We start from the raw sequence: 18,148 nt of genomic DNA on the forward strand, positions 1-18,148 counted from the left end.
GGGAATGTCCCGGCAGGTATTTTTTTACAGATTTTTTAAGACGCGCTGCAATGCGATTTTAATATGTTCGTAGGTAAGGCCGCCTTGAAAATAGACGCGATACGGCGCTCGCATGGGTCCGTCGGCCGAGAGTTCGATGCTGGAGCCTTCTATAAATCCCCCCGCCGCCATAATCACCTGATCCTCGTAGCCGGGCATATCCCAAGGATACGGCGTTACGTGGGAATCTACGGGAGATGCCTGTTGTATGGCGCGGCAAAAGCGCACCAAGTTTTCCGGCGTCTTTAGGGCAATGGACTGTACGATGTCGCTACGCGGATCGTCAGAAGCGGGAATACAATCGTAGCCCAAGGTTTCAAAGGTCTTTGCGAACAATATGGCGCCTTTGATACATTGGCTGACGCGGTGGGGTGCGAGAAATAGACCCATTAAAGTGTTGCGGGTCTGGCCGAATGTCAGCCCGCATTCTTTCCCGATGCCCGGTGCCGTCAGCTCCCCCGCCACCCGCTCTACGAGATCGGAAGGACCGACGATATAGCCGCCGGAAAGGGCGAGTCCGCCGCCGGGATTTTTAATCAAAGAACCCGCCATAATATCTACGCCCACTTCGGTGGGCTCTTTGTATTCCGTAAATTCTCCGTAGCAGTTGTCGAGAAATATCGTGCCGTCATACACCGTACGGATCGCCTGCACCGCACGGCCCAGCTCCTCTACCGTAAATGCCCGGCGGTCGGAGTAACCCGTAGAACGCTGCATGATCACGAGATCCGGCAAGGTCTCTTCGGCCGTCAAGAAATCGGGAATGGCGTCGAAATCGATCTGCGCCTCCTTGAGGGGAAGCTCTCGGTATGCCACGCCCTTTTCCCGCAGATTGCCCGGCGCGTCGCCGGAGGTACCCAATACTTTATGCAATGTGTCGTAAGGACTTCCCGTCACGGACGCGATGACCGACCCGCGTTCGGTCAATGCCTTCAGTACGAGTGCGATGGCATGGGTGCCCGAGACGATATTGGGGCGCACCAGGGCATCTTCGCTATGAAAGATTTCTTTATATACCGTCTCTACCTTTTCTCTTCCGTAATCGCCGTAGCCGTATCCGGTGGTCCAATGAAAATCCGTCGACGCCAATCGAACGGCGTTGAGCGCATTCAATACCTTTTCTTGATTGGCGAGCGCCACGGCGTCTAATTGACGAAAGGTTCCCTGTAAACTGTCTTCAATTTGTGTAATATCCATATTGACTTCCATATTTTTCCTTTACCAGTTGTATAATCTTCTCTATCGCTTCTTTTTCTCCCAGATCGGACATGGGAATAAAGATCGCATCGGTTTCTCGACGAAACCAGGTGCATTGCCTCTTTGCTAAGTTTCTGGAATGTTGCTGCACTTTTTGGATCGCGGTTTCTCGATCCCATTCTCCTTTGTAGTAGGCGACGATTTCTTTGTAGCCGATGGCGCCCATGGGCTTTACCTCGTCCTTATAACGGGCATAGAGCGCCCGCACTTCTTCAAACAGCCCCGCTCGGACCATGCCGAGCACACGTCTGTTGATCCGGTCGTAAAGTTCCTCTCGCTCCCAATCGAGCACGATATAAAGCGGATCCATATCGACGCGCTTTTTGCGCAAATTTTCTGTTTTCTTTCCGCCGCTTTTGATCTGCTCCAGTGCGCGCAGCACACGACGCGGATTGTTGAGATCGGTCTTGGCGGCCGTTTCGGGATCTTTTTCGCGCAAGAGATGTGCCATAAAAGAAAGACCCCGTTTTTCGTAGAGGGAACGAACGGCATTTCGTACGGCGGGATCGGGCTTGTCGTTAAAATCCAGTTGGTAGAGCAACCCGTGTATATAGAGCGCCGTACCGCCGGCGACGATCGGCAGCTTTCCCGCATCGGACAGCGCATCGATAATCGGCTGCGCTTCTTTGTGAAAGATCGCCGCGGAATACGGCTCCTTAGGATTCTTCGTATCGATCAAGTGGTGGCGAATTCCCCGCTTTTCCGCCTCGATAATCTTGCCCGATCCGATGTCGAATCCCCTATACACTTGTACGGAATCTGCAGAAATGATTTCGGTATCGAACCTGCGCGCGACTTCCACAGAAATATCGGTCTTTCCCGAGCCGGTCGGCCCGGTGATCAATAAAAGGGGTTGCATTATACCTCCCGTAGAAACAACTTTTCCAGCGCCCGCTCTTTGAGATGAATCATCGTCGGACGTCCATGCGGACAAGTATAGGGGCTCTCGGCGCGACTTAAGCGCAAAAGCAGTTCTTCCGCTTCCCGACGCGAGAGCATATCTCCGCCTTTCACGGCAGATCTACATGCCATGCGCATAATTTTATAGATATTTCTCTCTTTTACGTCGATCCCCTCTTCCAAAGAGGCGACGGTATCGAGAAAAAAGCTGCGGAAATCCCGGATCAAAATATGCTGCGGCACTTCGCGTATCAAAATATCCTGTTCGCCGAAGATTTCCGGCACAAAGCCCAAAATCCGATACTCTTCCCTATGTGCCTTTACCGCTTCCATCTCTTCTCGGGAGAGGTGAAAGCGCATGGGCTCGATCAGCATCTGCGTCGCCACCGCCGCATTTTCGATCTTGTCGCGATATTCTTCATATAGAATCCGCTCGTGGGCGGCGTGTTGATCGACGATCAAAATCTGCCGTGTCCGCCTGTCTTCAAAGAGAATATAGGTCATAAAAGCGATGCAGAGAAATTCATAGAAAGCCGGTTCGATGCGGCGAGGATCCACAGATTCCTCTCGTCTTATATCTCTCGCTTCTGCGTTCTCTACAGTGGCAGTCAGTCTCGAATTCGAAGGTTGGTCTTCACCCTCTGCCTTCTGCGGCGATGCGGGCGAATAGGAGAGCGCCGCTTCTTTTGCCATGGCCGGTGCGTCGGACTCTTGTTCTCTCCGCGTAGCTTCGCTGATTTCGAAGATCGTCTTTTCAGGAACGACTTCTTTCTGTTTTTTTTTGGGATCGGCGATGGATTCGACGCCGGGGATCTCCTGGGATCCGTGCAGATATTTGCGAACCAAACGCTCTAAGATCGTCACCAATTGATTTTCATTGGAAAGGCGTATGGTCTGCTTTTGCGGATGGATGTTCACGTCGATCAGGACCGGATCGATGTCGATATACAGAATGTATACCGGATAACGATGGAGGGGAATTACCGAGCGGTATTCCCTGCGGATGGCGGTCGATATAACGCCGCTTTTTACGGCTCTTCCGTTGACGAATAGAAATTCCCGATCTCCCGACGCTCGGTGCAGCAAATTGTTGCCGATAAAGCCCGCAATGCGATAGGATTCCGTTTCGAATTCTACGGGAATCAGATTCTTTGCGATATCCCTTCCCAAGATCGAATAAATGTGGTTGATCGTGTTTTTTGAGGGATGGGAATGCAAGAGCGTCTTTCGGTCCCACTGTAGATGAAAGGCGATCTCTTCGTGTCCCAATGCCAAAGTCTCGACGGTCTCGAGAATGCTTCTCGATTCTTTCGACGGGCTGTTTAAAAACTTCTTCCGCACCGGCGTGTTGTAAAACAAATCCCGTACGACCATCGTGGTGCCGTCCGGTGCGCCGATGGGCTTTGTATCGATAACCTTTCCCCCTTCGATGGTATATCGATGGGCGAATTCGTCCGCATCGGTTTTGGTGATGCATTCCATATGGCTGACATTGGCGATGCTCGATAAGGCTTCCCCGCGAAAGCCGAGGCTGCGAATCACATCCAGATCGCCGATGGTGCGCAGTTTGGAAGTGGAATGTCGTAAAAAGGCTTTGTCGATTTGATCGGCGGCGATGCCATCGCCGTCGTCGGAAATTCGGATCTCGTCGATTACATCCTTTCCCAAACGAATGCTAATTTTACGCGCATTCGCATCGATGGCGTTTTCTATCAATTCCTTGACGACAGAGGCGGGGTTTTCGATGATTTCTCCCGCCGCGATCTGGGAAATGGTCCTATCGCTTAAGGGTAAGATTTCACGCACGTCTTGCCTCCTCCTGCAGTTCCCGTAATAACAACAAGGCCTCGATCGGGCTTGTCTCATTTATATCCAGGGCACACAACTTTTCTTCGAGCGGAGAAGGCGCCGGCGCCTCGACTTTAGAATCTGCGAGGTTTTCGATCTTCCCCGCCCCTTCTCGTGCTTCCAAATGCTCGAGTACGATTCGCGCTCGCTTAATCACTTCTTCTTTGACGCCGGCGAGTTTGGCCACGTCGATGCCGAATGAATAATTGCTCTCGCCGCGTACGATTTTGCGGAGAAAGTGAATTTCGCCGTCTCTCTCTTCCGTGGCGACGGTGACGTTTACAATGCCGTCGTGGCGCTCCGCCAATTCCGTCAACTCAAAATAATGGGTGGCAAAAAGTGTCTTTGCGCGTACGACATTCGCGATATATTCCGCAATCGACCAAGCAATGCTCAGGCCGTCATAGGTACTCGTACCCCGCCCTACCTCGTCGAAGAGAATTAGCGATCGAGCGGTCGCGAGACGAAGGATTTCCGCCACTTCGGTCATTTCCACCATAAATGTGGACTGCCCGCGGGTCAAATTGTCCGATGCGCCGATCCTCGTAAAAATCTGATCCACGATGGGCAAATTCGCCGCATCCGCGGGGACATAGGAGCCGATCTGCGCCAAAATCTGAATCAATGCCACTTGTCGCATATAGGTCGACTTTCCCGCCATATTCGGACCGGTGATGATCTGCAGTCTAAAACGCTCGCCGTCTAACAAGGTATCATTGGGAATATATTCCTCTTCTGCATGTACCTCCACCACCGGGTGCCTGCCGCCTTCGATGTCGATAACACCGTTTCTATTGAGTATAGGACGAATATAATCATAGCGATCGGCCGCCGACGCAAGGGAACAGACGGCATCCAAAGCCGCCAAAGACGCAGAGAGCGATTGGATATCTTGCAGCCGACTTGTGATTTCTTCCCGTATTCTTTCTAAAATCTCGTATTGGCGATCCAAAGCCGATTCTTTGGCGTGTAGAATTTCTTCTTCCTTTTCTTTGAGCGCTTCTGTAAAAAATCGCTCGGAGCCCACCAAGGTCTGCTTTCGGACAAAATAATCCGGCACGCGTTCGATATTGGATTTTGAAACTTCGAAAAAATAACCTAATATTTTATTGTATTTGATCCGCAGATTTTTGATGTCCGTCTTTTCCCGCTCGAGAGATTCCAGCTCCAATATCCAATTCTTTCCGCCTTCCGATAGCCCATAGAGTCGATCGAGTTCGGCATCGAAACCCTCTCGAATGTATCTCTGTTCGCGATAAGCGACCGGCGGATCGTCGGTAAAGACCGCTTTCCATGCCTCTCCCCGCGCGAGCAATTCGTCTTCGGGCGAAAAACTCTGTATCAAACTCTCAATGCCGGAGTCAGTGATCGCCGCTTTGATGGCCTTCGCCCCCCGCAAACTGTCTGCTAGATGAATGATTTGCTTCGGCGTAATGCTTCCCTTGGAAATCGAAAGGGACAAGCGATCGATGTCGTAAATCGTCTTCAAGCTGCGGACGATATCGTCGAATAGGATGCGATTTTCGTGTAAGGCGGTAATGCGGTCGTATCGTTCCTCCAATGCCTGCGTGTCCATAATGGGATGAAGAATTTGGTCTTTTAGGCTGCGGCTTCCCATTTTTGTTGCCGTAAAGTCCAATACGTCGTAGAGGGAATACTCTTTTGTGGCATTAAAACTATTCTCTACCAACTCCAGATTGCGGATTGTCGTCTCCGACAGATCCATAATGCTACGCTTTTTTGTCTCTTTTCGGCAGTAGAGGTGATCTTGCCGATGCAGTTGCGTCCGTTCCAAAAAGTCTAAGAGCAAGATCAATGCGCCGTCGCTTTGGGAACATGACTTTAATAGCTGGGGATAGTCTTCTGCAATCTGCGGATTCTTTACATGCCACGGCCGCAAGAGATCTACGTCGTAGCGTTTCGCCATATCCGCGAGCGACCGATTGTGATCCATGGCATCGTCGGTCAAAATCTCCACCGGACGATAGACGGCGATCTGCTTTTCCAAGAAACTGTCCACGTCGCGGCTGTCCCACACCACGCCGGATTCAGACACACATTCGCCAGAAGCATAGTCACAGTGGATCATTTGCAGAAACGCGCCCTTTTTGCAGATCACGCTCAGATGGCGCGCGCCGACATCGCCTTCTCCTACAAAAGTCCCGGGGGAGACGATTCGCGTCACTTCTCGCTTTACGAGTCCCTTTGCCTCTTTCGGATCTTCCACCTGGTCGCAAATGCTCACGGTGTAGCCGCGCTTTACCAATCGCTTGATGTATTGGTCCGCCACCTTATAGGGGACGCCGCACATGGGAATTTTTTCGTCGAGTCCGCCGCTTTTTTTGGTCAGCGTCAGGTCCAATAGTGATGATACGACGATCGCATCTTGAAAAAAGAGCTCGTAAAAATCGCCCAGACGATAAAACAGAAAGGCCTCGGGATTTTCATTTTTCGTATCGACATAATGACGCATGGCAGGCGTCAATCTGTCCAAATCACTTTGCTTCATCTAGAATCTCTCCCTCCAAAGAGAAGGTGTTGCCGCCGGTGATGCGAACCGGTACGATCTTTCCGATATATTTCTCGTCGTAGGGCACGTGGACCAGTTTAAAGCCGGAGGTTCTGCCGCTCATCTTGCTGTCGTCGTTTTTGCTGCGGGAAGCAAAGAGAACATCTTGTGTGCTCCCCACTAAGTCGAGATATTTTTTGCGCTGAATCGTATATACGGTATTGAGCAGACGCTGAAAGCGCTCGTCTTTTACCGATTTGGGCACTTGCTCTTCCATCCTATCGGCCTTCGTGCCTTCGCGCCGAGAATACAAAAAGGTAAAGGCATTGTCGAAGCCCACCCGCTCGACGAGGTCCAGCGTATCGGCAAAGTCCTCTTCCGTCTCCCCGGGAAAACCGACCATAATATCGGTAGAAAGGGCGATATCCGGCCGCACCGAGCGGATCTTGTCGACCAATGTGAAATAATCTTCTCGCGTATAGTGGCGATTCATCGCGCGCAATACGCGATTCGATCCTGCCTGTACCGGAAGATGCAGATAGTTCGCGAGCTTCGGCAGATCGCGAAAACATTCGATCAATTCGTCGGACATATCCTTGGGATGCGAAGTGGTAAAATGGATCCGCTCGATCCCCTCGATTTCTGAGACCGCACGCAATAGGGCAGAAAAACTCGTCTTTTCGGGGAGATTTTTTCCGTAGGAATTCACATTTTGTCCCAAAAGCGTGACTTCTTTTACGCCGTCGGCGACCAATCCGCGGATCTCTTCCAAAATGTCTTCCGACGTCCGGCTGATCTCTCTGCCGCGCGTATAAGGCACAATGCAATAGGTACAGAAGTTATTGCAGCCGAATATAATATTCACATACGCGGAATTGGAGGCGCTGCCGGCATAAATGCGATTGTCGAAGTTCGTGTAGTTGTCTTCGATTTCGACGACGGTGGCGTCTTTATGGTCGTTTTCCAGAATCAACTGCGGCAGGCGGTAGATATTGTTGGTTCCGAATACCATGTCCACGTGGTCGAAGGTTTCGAGCAGCGCATCGCGGGATTCCTTTCGCTGCATCATGCAACCGCAGACGGCGACCTTCAGCTTCTTATTCTTCTTTTTAATATGCTTTAGTTTTCCGATATGTCCGATTACTTTGTCCTCTGCGCTATGGCGCACCGAGCAGGTATTGATTACGGACAGATCGGCATCTTCTTCGCGATCGGCTTTTTTGTAGCCCATCTCTTCCAAAAGGGTGATGATTTTTTCGGAATCGTGTTCGTTCATTTGGCAGCCGTGGGTCGTCACCATATAGGTTTCGCCGCCATGGGTTTCGCGAACGCGTAGGATCATTTCATGCAGTTGATCGGTCATACTTACTCCTTTATATATTGATACTGCCTATTATAGCACAGAGATCTCTACGCTCTCGGCAATAAAAAAGACATCCGAAGATGTCTTTTGCAAATTCTATTCTTAGTATGCCACAAACGCCTTTGCCTTGGTATGGCAGATGGGGCAATCTTCTTCGTCGGCATCGAAGGTAATGTAACCGCATACCGGACAGAGCAGAATGGACTCGGCGTCGAGGTCGTTTCCTGCGTCAACGGCTTTTTTCGCTTCTTCGTAGCGTTCTGCGTGGATCTTTTCCGCTGCAACGGCATATTCCATCGCTTCGATGGCTTCGGTTTCTCCTTGCATCTTTGCCACTTCGATATAAGCGGGATACATTTCGGTAAATTCGAAGGTTTCTCCGTCGATGCCCTTTTGGAGGTTTTCGGAAGTGTTGCCGATTCCGAAGCCTGCCATACTGGTTACGGGGAAGTCGCCATGTACGTCTCTGAGTGCTTTGAAGTGCAAGGTAGCGTGGATGGTTTCCGCATCACTCGTGCAGAGGAACAATCTTTCTACATTGGGGAATCCTTCTTTTTTTGCGGTTTTCGCCCAAATGCCATAGCGCATATGTGCTTGACTTTCGCCGCCGAAAGCACTTCTTAAATTATCTTGAGTCATTGCGTGCATACATATCCTCCTTATAATCCGTGTTGTTTAGGTACACTTAAATTATAAACCATAAGCGAATTTACATCAAGATTATAAAAATTGTCTTACAGGCGTTCCTGTACCCCTTCGATCTTCGCCGCCTGATCCGCCGCCGTCAATGCGTCGATTACATCGTCCAGATCCCCGTTGTTGATCTCTTCGATGCGGTGGCTAGTATAGTTGATGCGGTGGTCCGTTACCCGACCCTGGGGATAGTTGTAGGTGCGAATGCGTTCCGAACGATCGCCGGAACCGATCTGCGATTTCTTTTCCTTACTGACCGCATCGGTTTGCCGTTGCAGTTCCATATCGTAGAGTTTCGCCTTCAAAATTTTGAGGGCTTTGTCTTTATTTTTCAGCTGGCTCTTTTCATCTTGACAGCTGACTACGATGCCCGTAGGAATGTGCGTCATGCGCACGGCGGAGTCGGTGGTGTTCACCGATTGGCCGCCGTTTCCCGAAGAGCGGAAGACGTCGACGCGTACGTCGTTCATGTCGATGTCCACTTCCACATCGTCGATCTCCGGCATGACCACGACGGTCGCCGTAGAGGTATGAATCCGCCCGGAGGATTCGGTCTCGGGCACCCGCTGCACGCGATGTACGCCGGATTCATATTTTAAGCGAGAAAAGGCGCCTTTCCCTTGAATCAATAAGATCGCTTCTTTATAACCGCCGATGCCGATCTCATTGGAAGAAAGGAGTTCGCTCTTCCAGTGTTTGGCGTCCGCATAGTGAATATACTGGCGCAACAGGACCCCGGCAAAAAGAGCGGCTTCGTCGCCGCCGGCGCCGCCGCGGATTTCGACGATTACGTTTTTGTCGTCGTTTTCGTCCTTGGGGATCAAGAGAAGTTTCAACTCTTCTTCAAGTCGCAAGAGCTTTTCTTCCCCCTCTTTTACTTCTTCTTTGACGAGCTCCCGCATATCTTCGTCGATCTTTTCTTCAAAGAGCCCTTTGTTTTCCGTGAGCTCTTCGTCGACGGTCTTGTATTCCCTATATTTATTTACGATCGGCTCGATATCCGCATGTTCAATGGCGGTCTTTTGCAAAAGCTTACTGTTCCCTTGCACTTCCGGGTCCATCATCATTTCGGTCAATTCGCGATACCGATCCTCATATACCGATAAATTCTCAAACATCTTTTTTCCTCCCGACGATTACGCGGTCATGTCCGCTATAATCTTTTTTGCCGTAAATATCTTCGAAACCCGCCGCGGACATCAAACCGCTGACGGCATCGTATTGATCATGGCCGATCTCGAATACCAAATATCCCCCGGCGTTCAAATACGCCGGCGCCTGCATGGCGATCTTTCGATAAAAATCGAGCCCGTCTACGCCCCCGTAAAGCGCGCCGTGGGGCTCATAGTCGTATACGCCCGCATCCAGCGCCTTCATATCTTCGGCGGAGATATACGGCGGATTCGAATAGATCAGCGCATAGCGCCCCTCAATTCGGTCGAAGAGATCGCTCTGTAAAAACCGTAGATTTGTGGCATCGTGCTTTTCTCGATTGATTTTCGCCACGCGCAGCGCTTCATGCGAGATATCCGTCGCCGTTATCTCCGATCCCGGAAACAATTTGGCGAGGGTTACCGCCACGCAGCCGGAGCCGGTTCCGATCTCTAAGATCGCGTCTTTATCTTTCGCCACTTCCAAAATCACTTCCACGCTCCGCTCCGTATCGAATCGGGGAATCAGGACGTTTTCGTCGACATAGAATTCGCGACCGTAAAAATACGCACTCTGAAAAATATAATCGATGGGAACGCCCGCCGCATACGCCGAGAGAACTTTTCGAAGACGAAATACTTCCTCTTCCGAAAGTTCCCGTTCGGGCTCGAGCAAAATTTCCTTTTTCCCGATCCCCAAGGCACGGTCAAAGAGCGCATAAACGCGGTGGCGCACTTCTTGCGCATCTCCGACGACGCAGAGCGCTTCTTTCAGGGCGCAGCTCAATTCCATAAATCGCTCTCTCCCGCTTCCGGAAGAACCGCTTTCAGAGAAGCGATTCCCACGGCGATCTGCTCTTCATCGGGTTCGCGCACGGTAAAGTGTTTTTGAATGGCGAGCCCGGGATAGCGAAGAAGTTTCGTCAGGGCATTGTCATATTTTCCCACCAGGCGATTGACTTCGTATCCGATCCCCGCGATCAGCGGGAATGCGAGAATTCTGGAGAAAATACGTCCGAGCAAAGTCGGCCAACCGAAAAAGGAAAGCACGAATATAGAAAGAAGCACCACCATAAAGAGAAAGCTCGTACCGCAACGGGGATGGAGGCGAGAATACTTTTTGACTTCTTCTACTTCCAGCGGCGCGCCGGCCTCGTAGCAGGCGATCGATTTGTGTTCCGCACCGTGATAAGCGAAGACCCGCGCAATGTCTTTCTGGCGAGAGACCAATGCCAGATACAAAAAAAAGACGAACAAGCGGAATATGCCTTCCACCAGATTCAAAAGAAATACGCTTTCGATCCGGCTTTCAAAAAATGTCGCCATAAGGTTGGGAAGAATCATAAAAAACAGTACGGCGAGTAAAAACGATACACCGACGGTAAAAATACTCTCCAGTGTCTTACTGTGTTTCGGAAAATAGCGCTCAAAAAAACTCTCTTCCTCTTCTTCTTCCCAAAAGGAAGCGGCGTACATCATCGCATCGATGCCCGTTGCCATGGCTTCGACGAGCTTCACCACACCGCGCACAACGGGCAGATTTAAAAACCGATAGCGATTCAAGACGCTGTTGTTTTCATCGACGCGCAGGGCGATTTCGCCGTTCGGCTCCCGTACCGCATAGGCCGTTTTGGAAGGCCCCTTCATCATAACCCCTTCGATCAGCGCTTGTCCGCCGATAGTAGTCTTAAAAGACTCTTTCATAGAAGCTCCTTATAAAAAATGGTCCGCTTGTTACGGACCATTTCGCTATCTCTTGTATTTCTTGTTGAACTTGTCGATACGTCCGCCGGTATCGGTAAACTTTTGGCGCCCGGTGAAGAAAGGATGACATTCGGAACAAATTTCCACTTTTAAATCCTCTTTTACAGAGCCCGTTTTAAAAGTATTGCCGCAAGCACAGGTGACCGTAGCTTCTTTATATTCGGGATGGATACCATTTTTCATCTGTCCACACTCCTTTCTTTAAGATTTAATGTTCATATTACTAACTCGAACATATTACCATATATGCGCAGAGAAGTCAATTCTACTTGGCATATTCCGGCTTGTGGCGCAGATCGTGAATGCTGTCGATAAAGCGAATGGTCTTGGAGGGCAGGCGCAATACCATGGATTGGGTGGTTGCCTTGTTGTCTTTTTTGAAGCGCACACCCTTTAGCAAATCCCCTTCGGAGACCCCGGTGGCGGCGAAGATCACATCGTCGCCGATCACCAAATCCTCTATGGTATAGATCTTTTCCAAGTCGGAGTGAAGCTCTTGGCACCGCTTCTTTTGCGCCTCGTCGTAATGCATCAACTTTCCTTGGAAGTCGCCGCCGAGACATTTTAAGGCAGCCGCGGCGATGACGCCCTCCGGCGCGCCGCCGATTCCCATGATCATGTCGATGCCGCTCTCTTCAAAACAGGTATAGATCGCCGTTACGATGTCGCCGTCGGTGATCTTTTTGATGCGCGCACCGGTGGCGCGAATATCGCGAATCAAATCTTCATGACGGTCCCTGTCGAGTACGGAGATCGTCATCTCTTCCGGCGACTTGCCGATGGCTTCTGCCACGCGGCGAATGTTATCTTCTACGGAATCCTCCAGGCGAATCTTTCCCTTTGCCTTGGGGCCGCAGGCGATTTTTTTCATATACACATCCGGCGCGTGCAAGAGGCAGCCCTTGGGCGCCACGGCGACGACGGCGATGGCGTTGTTCATACCATTGGCGATGGCCGTGGTTCCGTCGATGGGATCGACGGCGATGTCTACGGCATCGTCGGTTTCTCCGCGCGTGCCGATCTCTTCGCCGATATAGAGCATGGGCGCTTCGTCGATTTCCCCTTCTCCGATCACCACGGTTCCGTTAATGTGAACGGTGTCGAACATGCGACGCATGGCATCGACGGCCGCACCGTCGGCGGCATTTTTGTCGCCCTTGCCCAAATACTTCGCACCGCTTAGTGCGGCTGCTTCTGTGACTCTTGCTAAATTTAAACTTAAATCTCTATCCATTGATTCTCTTGGTCCCTTCGAAATCCTTTTGAAACTGTGCGATCCCCTTATCCGTCAAGGGATGTTTCAGCATCTGCATGAAAACCTTGTGCGGGATCGTCGCGATATGCGCCCCGGCCTTGGCGGCGCCGATAACGTGCATGGGGTGACGAATGCTCGCGGCAATGACGCGGGCGTCCAAACCGTAAAAGTCGATGATGTCGACGATGTCTTTTACCACGGCGACTCCGTCGTGGCCGATGTCGTCGAGTCTTCCCAAAAAGGGGCTGATAAAGCTCGCACCGGCGCGCGCCGCGAGCATCGCCTGATTGGCGGAGAAGATCAGCGTGCAGTTGGTGCGAATTCCCTCTTCTTCCAGTTTCGAAATCGCACTCAAACCCTCGACGCAAAACGGGATCTTTACGACGATGTTTTCGTGAATGGCGGCGAGCTCTCTGCCTTCCTGAACCATACCTTCCCACGATTCCGAGAGGACTTCAGCGCTGATGGGCCCGTCGACGAGAGAGGCGATCTCTTCGATGACCTCTTCAAATACCACGCCGCCCTCTTTGGCGATAAGGCTGGGATTGGTCGTGACACCGGAAAGTATTCCCCATCGCTCAATTTCCTCGATCTCTTGGATATTGGCCGTGTCGATAAAAAATTCCATTACTTCCAAGCCTTTCCGTCGCTGCCAAATACGCGGATCTTTTCTTTGACGGTTTCGGACATGGCGCTTCTCGCCGGTTTCAAAATCTTTCTGGGGTCGATCTCGTCGGGATTCTCGCGAATGAAATCGCCGACGGCACGGGCAAAGCTCGCGCGGATATCGGTGTCGATATTTACCTTACGGATTCCCAAAGAAATCGCCTTTTCCAAGGTAGAATAAGGCACGCCGCTGGAGCCGTGGAGTACTAAGGGAACGGAAACCACACTGTCGATTTCGCGGATGCGGTCGAAGTCTACCTTCGGCTCGCCCTTGTAGACGCCGTGCGCCGTTCCGACGGCCACCGCCAGAGAGTCGACGCCCGTTTCTTCTACGAAAATGCGGGCTTCTTCCGGGTCGGTATAGGCGACTTCCGCATCGGATACGACGACTTGGTCTTCGGTGCCGCCGATTTTTCCGAGTTCCGCTTCGACAGAGACGCCGACCGAGTGGGCGATGCGCACGATTTCTTTGGTGCGGCGAATGTTTTCTTCCAGATCGTATTTCGAGGCGTCGATCATAACGGAGGTAAAGCCGTTGCGAATACATTGGATGATTTCGTTAAAGTCCGTACCGTGATCCAGGTGCAGCGTAATCGGCACGTCGATCTTCTCTGCGGTAGTTTTTACCAGTGCGGTAATATATTCGATGCCCGCATACTTAATCGCACCTTGGGACGCCTGGAGAATAATCGGCGCGCGGAGTTCGTCGGCGGCTGCCGCAATCGCCTGAATGATCTCCATATTGTTTACATTGAATGCGCCGACGGCATAGCCGTTTTCGTCCGCGTGTTGTAAGATTTGTTTTCCGGTAACTAACATTTTATCGTCCTTTCTTGGATTCAACGGGTTTTAGCAGCACGACCGCCATGGCGGTTATGCCCTCTTCTCTACCTTCATACCCCATTTGCTCTGTGGTGGTAGCCTTCACGGAAATATCGTCGATATTTTTTGAGAACACGGCGGCCAAATTGGCGCGCATCGCATCGATATAGGGCGAAAGTTTGGGCCGCTGTGCCATAATGGTGGCATCGACATTGCCCAGCGTATAGCCCTTCTTTTGCATAAGCGCCACCACTTCTTCGAGCATTCGAATACTCGAAGCGTCCTTATACTGCGGGTCCGTATCGGGAAACAGTTTCCCGATGTCGCCCAGGGCGAGGGCCCCCAAGATCGCATCTTCGATGGCGTGCACGAGTACATCCGCATCCGAGTGTCCCAGGAGCCCGGCTTCGTGGGGAATCTTAACCCCGCCGAGAATCAAATCCCGCCCCGTCGTCAATCGATGAACATCATAGCCGATTCCGATTTTCATAATTCATCCCTATCCTCGCAAATGGCCTCCGCCAGAATCAAGTCTTCCGGCGTCGTGATTTTAATATTGTTATAAGAGCCCGGGATCAAGCGAACGCTCTTTCCCGTCTTTTCGACCAGGGAACAATCGTCCGTGCCGTAATATCCTTCGTCGAAAGCCTGCCTATAGGCATGCACCAGGACGTCCTTTTGAAATCCCTGGGGCGTTTGAATGGCATACAATTTGGAACGATCGGGGGTGACCCGCGCCCATTTGCCGTCGCTACTGATCTTGACCGTATCCTTCATAGGCGTCATCAGGCAACAGGCGCCGTATTCTTCCGCACAGCGAATGCTCTCGAGGATCTCCGCACGTGTGATAAAAGGCCGCGCGCCGTCGTGGGTCAAGACGATGCCGTCCCAGTCCGAAAGAAACTGCAGTCCCTGCCAAATGCTGTCCTGTCTTTCCTTTCCGCCGATCACGATGTGAATGGGGTGAATCGGCTGCATCGCATGAAGGATCGATGCGATCATGGGCTCTTCCCCTTCGCGAATCAAGAGCACGATTTTGTCGATCTCCTCCATGACGTCGAACTTTTCCAGCGTTCGGCGGATCATGGGCTTGCCGCGGATGGGAAGAAACTGCTTATTGAGTTCGTAATTCATGCGCCGGCCCATTCCCGCCGCGGCAATCATCGCACACACTTCTTGTTTACTCATCTTGGCCCTCTGCTGCGATATGTCGCAATCCATAGGAGAGGATGTCGGCGGCGATCGGTGCCGCCGCCGCCCCGCCGGTGCTGTTCGCCTGCTCTACCAAGACAGCGACCGCAAGCTGCGGGTCCTCTGCCGGCGCGTAACCGATAAACCAGGCGTGATCCTTGCCGGAGGCATTTTCTGCCGTACCCGTCTTCCCGGCCACCTGTACCGAACGGAGGGAGGCCTTTTTTCCGGTTCCGTCCTGTACCGCAGAGATCAAGTACTTGTTCAAGGTCTCCGCGATTTCCGGCGAAACGGATTCTCGCAGGACCTCGGGCTCTCTCCCTTCGATCTTGGTGCCCTTGGCGTCGTCGATTTCTTTGACGAGGATGGGCCGCATCATTTTGCCTTCGTTTCCGATGGCAGAGGCGACCATCGCCATATTCAAAGGCGTCGCCAACACATCCCCCTGCCCGATGGCGGAGGCCGCCAAAGTGGTCTTGGGGAGGTTTTTTTGGTAATCGAAGACCGAGACCGATACGGGAAGGTCGAAGGGAATTTTCGCATTGAAATGGAATTTATCCGAGGCATTGCCCAGGGCTTCTTGTCCCAGCTGTGATCCCTTACTGACGAAATAGGTATTCACCGACTTCATCAAAGCTTCCCGGAGATCGATTGCGCCGTATTGTCCCCCGCCTGCATTTCTAAATTCTCTGCCGTCGATGACTTGGGAACCCGTATCCTCATAGTTTAGATTCACCCGATCCTGATCCAACAGAGCCGATGCCGTAATCACCTTAAAGGTGGATCCGGGCGGATATTTTCCGTTGATCGATCGGTTCAGTAGCGCGCCCGCTTCGTTTTGTTGCAGCGTATTCCAATCCTCCGCCACGGTTGCCGCATTGTAGTCCGGGAGCGAGACCATCGCATAGATTTCTCCGGTTTTCGGGTTCATCAGCACGATGCTGCCCTTTTCGGTGTTTTCCTCGAGGATTTCCCGCGCCTTGGATTGCACCTGCGTATCCATCGTTAGGATCAAAGAGTTGCCGTCCTGTTTGCGGTTTCGGATCATATCCGAAAGTTCTTTTAAGGTGCGGTTTCCGTTTCTGTTCAGCAGATAATCGTTATAGCTCGATTCTAAGCCGCTCTTTCCCAAAGAAGTATGAGAGTAGCCGATCAAATGCGAATACAGAATCGGATAGGTATACTCCCGATAATACTTGCCCGGCTCTCCCTTGGAGGTGGCGAGCAACTCGCCGTTTCTATCGTAAATATCGCCCCGCTTAACCTGCGCTTCGGCGATATAACTCCGCCGATTGGACGGATGCTTCTTGACGGTTTCCGCTTCGAAGAAGTAAAAATACGTCAAATACAGAATCGCGCCCAAAAAAAGCAACATCAGGCCCGCCAGGAGGATGATTATCTTTCGATTTTCGGATTTGTTCACGATATCTCTCCCATATTCTTCGCCTCTTCCGGCTCCGTCGATTTTTCGTACTTCCAGGACAGATCTTCAGAGGCGACCTGTAGGATTCCCAAGGCGATAAAGCTCGAAAGAATAGAGCTCCCGCCGTAGGACATAAAGGGCAGCGTAATCCCCGTCATGGGAATCAATTTTATGACCCCGCCGATGTTCAAAAAAGCCTGTACCGAAATCAAGACCGTAGCGGAGATCGCCAGCATGCGGTAGAACTTGTATTCTTGTTCCAGTGCTATCTTTATGCCCCGGTAGACGAGGAGCAGATACAAGAGGATGACGGCGAATCCCGCAAACAGACCCATCTCTTCACAGATGACCGGAAAGATAAAGTCCGAAACGGATACGGGGATCAGCTCCGGATGCCCGAAGCCGATGCCCGCGCCGAAAAATCCGCCTTCCGCGATGGCAAAGAGAGATTGTACGACCTGCCTTCCTGCGTTATATACGTCCTCCCAGGGATTCAGCCAAATATTCACGCGGGTGCGCACGTGACCGAAGAGAAAGAACCCGGCGACGCTCCCGACGGCGAGTAGGCCGAGGTTTACAAAGAAAGCCTTAATATCCGGATCGTAGATAAATTGGATGGCGAGATACATCGCCATAAAGAGCACGGCCGTTCCCAAATCCCGCTGGATAAACAGGAGCAGGACGAAGAAATAAATGACCGCCAAAATGATGTAGCTGGCATAGGGAAAGCGCGTATACTTTTCGTAGTTTGCATAAAACCCGCCCAGAATAAACATCAATAGAATCTTAATAAACTCCGTCGGCTGAAAGACGATAAAGCCTAGATTGAGCCAGTTGCGCGCTCCGCCTACGGTTTTTCCGAAAATTAACGTCGCCAAAAACAACGCCACACTGACGGCGAGGGCGAGGGAACCGAACCGCTCGAGATTGGGCAGGATGCGCACGATAAAATAAGTGGCATAAAAAAACAAAACCCCTATAAAAGCCCATTGGAGTTGCTTGATACCCGTTTCCGGATCGATACGAAAGATCGTAGTGACACCAATCGTCAGTAAAAGGGATACGATTAAAAATATATAATTATCGCCCGTCGTGATCTTGCCCAAGATAAAGTTTGAAATATAGATTACGAAGATCAGGCCGCCGGCTAAAAACAGAAACTGTCTATCCAGCTGGCCGTCGTAGGTATAAAATACCAAGACGATGGCGAGAATTTCGAAGATCAGCAAGAGGTCGCGCGGACGTCTGAGCAATTTTTCTCTCATGG

17 protein-coding genes are annotated in these 18,148 nt (G+C 51.4%); all 17 read right to left on the reverse strand.

Going from position 1 to position 18,148, the window contains the following annotated elements; translation table 11 throughout:
• Nucleotides 1-24: 24 nt before the first annotated feature.
• The gene (locus EL294_RS04055) at nt 25-1,236 is read right to left on the reverse strand and encodes a methionine gamma-lyase family protein (RefSeq protein ID WP_232006448.1); all 1,212 of its coding nucleotides are present in this window, start codon (nt 1,234-1,236) and stop codon (nt 25-27) included.
• The gene (miaA, locus tag EL294_RS04060) at nt 1,217-2,155 is read right to left on the reverse strand and encodes a tRNA (adenosine(37)-N6)-dimethylallyltransferase MiaA (RefSeq protein WP_126465426.1); all 939 of its coding nucleotides are present in this window, start codon (nt 2,153-2,155) and stop codon (nt 1,217-1,219) included. Before miaA ends, EL294_RS04055 begins: the two co-directional genes overlap by 20 nt.
• The gene (gene mutL, locus EL294_RS04065; RefSeq protein ID WP_164715215.1) at nt 2,155-4,002 is read right to left on the reverse strand and encodes a DNA mismatch repair endonuclease MutL; all 1,848 of its coding nucleotides are present in this window, start codon (nt 4,000-4,002) and stop codon (nt 2,155-2,157) included. The genes miaA and mutL overlap by 1 nt, the downstream gene beginning before the upstream one ends.
• Nucleotides 3,995-6,553 (reverse strand): DNA mismatch repair protein MutS, encoded by a 2,559-nt coding sequence (gene mutS, locus EL294_RS04070; RefSeq protein ID WP_126465428.1) that lies wholly within the window; start codon nt 6,551-6,553, stop codon nt 3,995-3,997. The genes mutL and mutS overlap by 8 nt, the downstream gene beginning before the upstream one ends.
• Nucleotides 6,540-7,916, reverse strand: a complete 1,377-nt coding sequence (gene miaB / locus EL294_RS04075) for a tRNA (N6-isopentenyl adenosine(37)-C2)-methylthiotransferase MiaB (RefSeq protein ID WP_126465429.1) — start codon at nt 7,914-7,916, stop codon at nt 6,540-6,542. Before miaB ends, mutS begins: the two co-directional genes overlap by 14 nt.
• 102 nt (nt 7,917-8,018) lie before the next feature.
• Complete coding sequence (locus tag EL294_RS04080) at nt 8,019-8,564, reverse strand: rubrerythrin family protein (protein WP_126465430.1); 546 nt, start codon at nt 8,562-8,564, stop codon at nt 8,019-8,021.
• A gap of 86 nt (nt 8,565-8,650) precedes the next feature.
• Nucleotides 8,651-9,727, reverse strand: coding sequence for a peptide chain release factor 1 (gene prfA, locus EL294_RS04085; protein WP_126465431.1), 1,077 nt, complete (start codon nt 9,725-9,727; stop codon nt 8,651-8,653).
• Complete coding sequence (prmC, locus tag EL294_RS04090; protein ID WP_126465432.1) at nt 9,720-10,553, reverse strand: peptide chain release factor N(5)-glutamine methyltransferase; 834 nt, start codon at nt 10,551-10,553, stop codon at nt 9,720-9,722. Before prmC ends, prfA begins: the two co-directional genes overlap by 8 nt.
• Nucleotides 10,544-11,464: a DUF1385 domain-containing protein gene (locus tag EL294_RS04095; protein WP_126465433.1), complete on the reverse strand. Its 921-nt coding sequence runs from the start codon at nt 11,462-11,464 to the stop codon at nt 10,544-10,546. The genes prmC and EL294_RS04095 overlap by 10 nt, the downstream gene beginning before the upstream one ends.
• A 45-nt stretch (nt 11,465-11,509) precedes the next feature.
• Nucleotides 11,510-11,707, reverse strand: coding sequence for a 50S ribosomal protein L31 (gene rpmE, locus EL294_RS04100; RefSeq protein ID WP_126465434.1), 198 nt, complete (start codon nt 11,705-11,707; stop codon nt 11,510-11,512).
• An 82-nt stretch (nt 11,708-11,789) separates the two neighbouring features.
• Complete coding sequence (gene glpX / locus EL294_RS04105; RefSeq protein ID WP_126465435.1) at nt 11,790-12,758, reverse strand: class II fructose-bisphosphatase; 969 nt, start codon at nt 12,756-12,758, stop codon at nt 11,790-11,792.
• Complete coding sequence (gene fsa, locus EL294_RS04110) at nt 12,751-13,407, reverse strand: fructose-6-phosphate aldolase (protein WP_126466311.1); 657 nt, start codon at nt 13,405-13,407, stop codon at nt 12,751-12,753. Before fsa ends, glpX begins: the two co-directional genes overlap by 8 nt.
• Nucleotides 13,407-14,264: a class II fructose-1,6-bisphosphate aldolase gene (locus EL294_RS04115; protein ID WP_126465436.1), complete on the reverse strand. Its 858-nt coding sequence runs from the start codon at nt 14,262-14,264 to the stop codon at nt 13,407-13,409. The genes fsa and EL294_RS04115 overlap by 1 nt, the downstream gene beginning before the upstream one ends.
• Before the next feature lies 1 nt (nt 14,265).
• Entirely contained in the window at nt 14,266-14,757 is a 492-nt protein-coding gene (ispF, locus tag EL294_RS04120) for a 2-C-methyl-D-erythritol 2,4-cyclodiphosphate synthase (RefSeq protein WP_126465437.1), read from the reverse strand.
• Nucleotides 14,754-15,455, reverse strand: coding sequence for a 2-C-methyl-D-erythritol 4-phosphate cytidylyltransferase (ispD, locus tag EL294_RS04125; RefSeq protein ID WP_126465438.1), 702 nt, complete (start codon nt 15,453-15,455; stop codon nt 14,754-14,756). The genes ispF and ispD overlap by 4 nt, the downstream gene beginning before the upstream one ends.
• The gene (locus EL294_RS04130) at nt 15,448-16,881 is read right to left on the reverse strand and encodes a peptidoglycan D,D-transpeptidase FtsI family protein (protein WP_126465439.1); all 1,434 of its coding nucleotides are present in this window, start codon (nt 16,879-16,881) and stop codon (nt 15,448-15,450) included. The genes ispD and EL294_RS04130 overlap by 8 nt, the downstream gene beginning before the upstream one ends.
• A complete protein-coding gene (locus tag EL294_RS04135) occupies nt 16,878-18,146 on the reverse strand; it encodes an FtsW/RodA/SpoVE family cell cycle protein (protein WP_126465440.1) in 1,269 nt (422 codons plus the stop codon). The genes EL294_RS04130 and EL294_RS04135 overlap by 4 nt, the downstream gene beginning before the upstream one ends.
• Between the last annotated feature and the right edge of the window lie 2 nt (nt 18,147-18,148).

Source organism: Aedoeadaptatus ivorii (genome assembly GCF_900638585.1).
In the GTDB taxonomy this organism is placed as follows: Bacteria; Bacillota; Clostridia; order Tissierellales; family Peptoniphilaceae; genus Aedoeadaptatus; species Aedoeadaptatus ivorii.

What these genes read in the sequence shown, in the direction of transcription:
- EL294_RS04055 (WP_232006448.1), bottom strand. Translation starts at nt 1,236, where the DNA reads ATGGATATTACACAAATTGAAGACAGTTTACAGGGAACCTTTCGTCAA.
- miaA (WP_126465426.1), bottom strand. Translation starts at nt 2,155, where the DNA reads ATGCAACCCCTTTTATTGATCACCGGGCCGACCGGCTCGGGAAAGACC.
- mutS (WP_126465428.1), bottom strand. Translation starts at nt 6,553, where the DNA reads ATGAAGCAAAGTGATTTGGACAGATTGACGCCTGCCATGCGTCATTAT.
- miaB (WP_126465429.1), bottom strand. Translation starts at nt 7,916, where the DNA reads ATGACCGATCAACTGCATGAAATGATCCTACGCGTTCGCGAAACCCAT.
- EL294_RS04080 (WP_126465430.1), bottom strand. Translation starts at nt 8,564, where the DNA reads ATGCACGCAATGACTCAAGATAATTTAAGAAGTGCTTTCGGCGGCGAA.
- prfA (WP_126465431.1), bottom strand. Translation starts at nt 9,727, where the DNA reads ATGTTTGAGAATTTATCGGTATATGAGGATCGGTATCGCGAATTGACC.
- prmC (WP_126465432.1), bottom strand. Translation starts at nt 10,553, where the DNA reads ATGGAATTGAGCTGCGCCCTGAAAGAAGCGCTCTGCGTCGTCGGAGAT.
- EL294_RS04095 (WP_126465433.1), bottom strand. Translation starts at nt 11,464, where the DNA reads ATGAAAGAGTCTTTTAAGACTACTATCGGCGGACAAGCGCTGATCGAA.
- rpmE (WP_126465434.1), bottom strand. Translation starts at nt 11,707, where the DNA reads ATGAAAAATGGTATCCATCCCGAATATAAAGAAGCTACGGTCACCTGT.
- glpX (WP_126465435.1), bottom strand. Translation starts at nt 12,758, where the DNA reads ATGGATAGAGATTTAAGTTTAAATTTAGCAAGAGTCACAGAAGCAGCC.
- fsa (WP_126466311.1), bottom strand. Translation starts at nt 13,407, where the DNA reads ATGGAATTTTTTATCGACACGGCCAATATCCAAGAGATCGAGGAAATT.
- EL294_RS04115 (WP_126465436.1), bottom strand. Translation starts at nt 14,264, where the DNA reads ATGTTAGTTACCGGAAAACAAATCTTACAACACGCGGACGAAAACGGC.
- ispF (WP_126465437.1), bottom strand. Translation starts at nt 14,757, where the DNA reads ATGAAAATCGGAATCGGCTATGATGTTCATCGATTGACGACGGGGCGG.
- ispD (WP_126465438.1), bottom strand. Translation starts at nt 15,455, where the DNA reads ATGAGTAAACAAGAAGTGTGTGCGATGATTGCCGCGGCGGGAATGGGC.
- EL294_RS04135 (WP_126465440.1), bottom strand. Translation starts at nt 18,146, where the DNA reads ATGAGAGAAAAATTGCTCAGACGTCCGCGCGACCTCTTGCTGATCTTC.